We start from the raw sequence: 2,332 nt of genomic DNA on the forward strand, positions 1-2,332 counted from the left end.
TGGGCGTTAGCTATCTTTTCAACTTTGGGCACAAAGTCGAATGTCTTAAGTAAGAATACAAACTTACTTAGTGCTTTTGGTATTCTTAGTATTGTCGTTTTCCATGCGTTAATCTCATTGGAGGCAGTATGAATATTAGGTTTTGTGAAAAGTGCGAGAGAGAAACTGAACATACAGAAGCAATCAAGCAGAAACCCTCAAAATATGGGAAGTCCAAAAAAGAACAGTTCAAAGCGTTTCTAGACGGCTTCTTCAGTGGAGCAGCGGCTTCTTTACCTGGAGAGCATCATTGGAGTTAACCGACAGGTACGTAGTTTGTCTTAAATGTGGCAAACAAACACTAGAAAATCACGGCACAGAATTTCAATAGCGCTCCTCTGTAGACAGAAAGCTAACAATAAATTTAAGAGTGATTCACAACGCTCGGCGCTCTCACTTCAAGCCAGTTTAGTGTTTATGGCACAATGGTTTAGCTAAGGTGTTAGCGTTGTTCACACCTTAATTTGGCGTTATATGAACTAAATGAGAATACCTATGTTGACAGAGAACGACGTAATAAAATTTGTTTGTAAGCAACTAGAAAAAGAAGGGTTTGAAATTTCTCAACAACTGAATACTAGTCAAGTAGGTATAGATATTATTGCTCAGTCTAAGTCAGGGAGTCAGTGTTATGTTGAGGCAAAAGGTGCAACTTCATCCAAATCTTGGTCATCTCGCTTCGATAAAGGTTTCAGCAAGTCTCAAGTAAAAACACATATTGGGGTTGCTTTAGTTGCTGCCTTCAAAGTAAAAGATACATACCCTGAGCACGAATCAATAATAGCTATTCCAAACAATGACTCGCACAGACAAATGGTTCAAAGCATGCGTGGACCTATTAAAGCATCAGGTATAAGAGTGTGGCTAATTTCCAACGATGGTAGAGTTGATAAGTTCATATAACAAAGCGTTTAAGACGGATTCCCAACGCTCGGCATTTTTGGTTTGCTTCATCTTTATTGTTTACGGCACAATACTTTAGGTGTAGTGGTCTGCGTTGCTCACCACTTAACGCGGCGTTATGTTTACTTGTATTTCAAAGGCTTAAAGGTCTTAGGCTCTAGTTCTTTGTCTCTCTGGCAATTCGTCCCTAGTAGACTCAGCAAATCCGCATTGTCGGTATAAGTTCTTGAATCAATCAAGCTGTATAACATGCCAATATTCGTGGGTTGCTTCATTCCCAGGTCGTGGCGGCTGGCTTCTTGTTTGACTGGCTCAAAGTCGCTTTTAGGTTCTTAGCCAATTAGCATTTCGGTTTGGCAGTTGCCTCGGCAATTCAGCATTGTTTTGCGCTTTGGTTGGAAAGACAGGGCGCTTGTTGTTTGTTGGTCGGGTTGCCTCATTGGGCAGGGAAGTGGATTTACTTGTTTTAGGTTGGTCGCCTTTGTCGGTCAAGTTGGTTTCAGCCTTGTGGTTTACTTCAGAAAACTAGTTAGAAATAACAGTTCTTTCTCAAGTAAATCATGTATTTGTGGTAAAACATAACAAGCAATTCAAGAGGGATTCACAACGCTTGGCACTTTTGCTTCTACTTCAAATTTGGTGTTTATGGCACAATGTTTTAGGTTGGGTGGTAGCGTTGTTCACCCCTTAATTGGGCGTTAGGCAAAGGGCAGAAAAGTTCTTTGTTCTAATCTTATTGTTCCCTCTGGCAGTTCGCTTTTCTTAGTCGGCAATTCCGTATTGTCGGCTCAAATCCTTGAATCTCTTGAACCGTAAAACATGCCAAATTTCGTGAGTTGCCTCATTGGGTTTCAGAGTTGGTTGGTGTTGAGCTTCACTGGCTTCAAGTGTGGAAAGGGCAAGTTAGTCGAAGCTTTCGTTATTTCTATCATTTCGCAGCTTTGAGTTTCTCAGGTTCAAAAGCTGCTTTGTCGCTGAAATGCTGTGTTTCGTGAACGTTGAAAGTGAGGCTGTAACATAGTGGCTTTAGTAGTTCTTGAATCACAAAAAGTCAGTGGGTGATTGGTTGCTTATCGTGTTTAAGGTATTCTGTTTTTAAACCAAGTTAGTGAGTGCGTAGGAAAATTTGCCTAACAAACAATTCAAGCTGATTCGCAACGCTCGGCGCTTTCGGTTTCAATTGGTTTAGTGGTTAAGGTGAAGTGTTTAGGTCATGTGGCAGCGTTGCTCACAACTTAATTGGGCGTTATGCGAATAGTAAACTCAAGGAGGAAAGGTGAATAAAATAGAAATTAGAGAAGCTCATGTAGAAGATACGGAAACCATATTGAGATTTATCACTGAGTTGGCTACGTATGAAAAATTAGAAAGTGAAGTTAAGACGAGTATT

Annotated in this window: 1 protein-coding gene and 1 pseudogene; both read left to right on the plus strand. The window is 40.5% G+C overall.

Annotated elements, in window-relative coordinates; translation table 11 throughout:
- Positions 1–128: 128 nt before the first annotated feature.
- Positions 129–370, plus strand: a pseudogene (locus tag ELS82_RS24275) (hypothetical protein).
- A gap of 164 nt (positions 371–534) precedes the next feature.
- Complete coding sequence (locus ELS82_RS24280) at positions 535–942, plus strand: hypothetical protein (protein ID WP_244230883.1); 408 nt, start codon at positions 535–537, stop codon at positions 940–942.
- Positions 943–2,332 lie beyond the last annotated feature (1,390 nt).

It is taken from the genome of Vibrio ouci, assembly GCF_004551525.1.
In the GTDB taxonomy this organism is placed as follows: domain Bacteria; phylum Pseudomonadota; class Gammaproteobacteria; order Enterobacterales; family Vibrionaceae; genus Vibrio; species Vibrio ouci.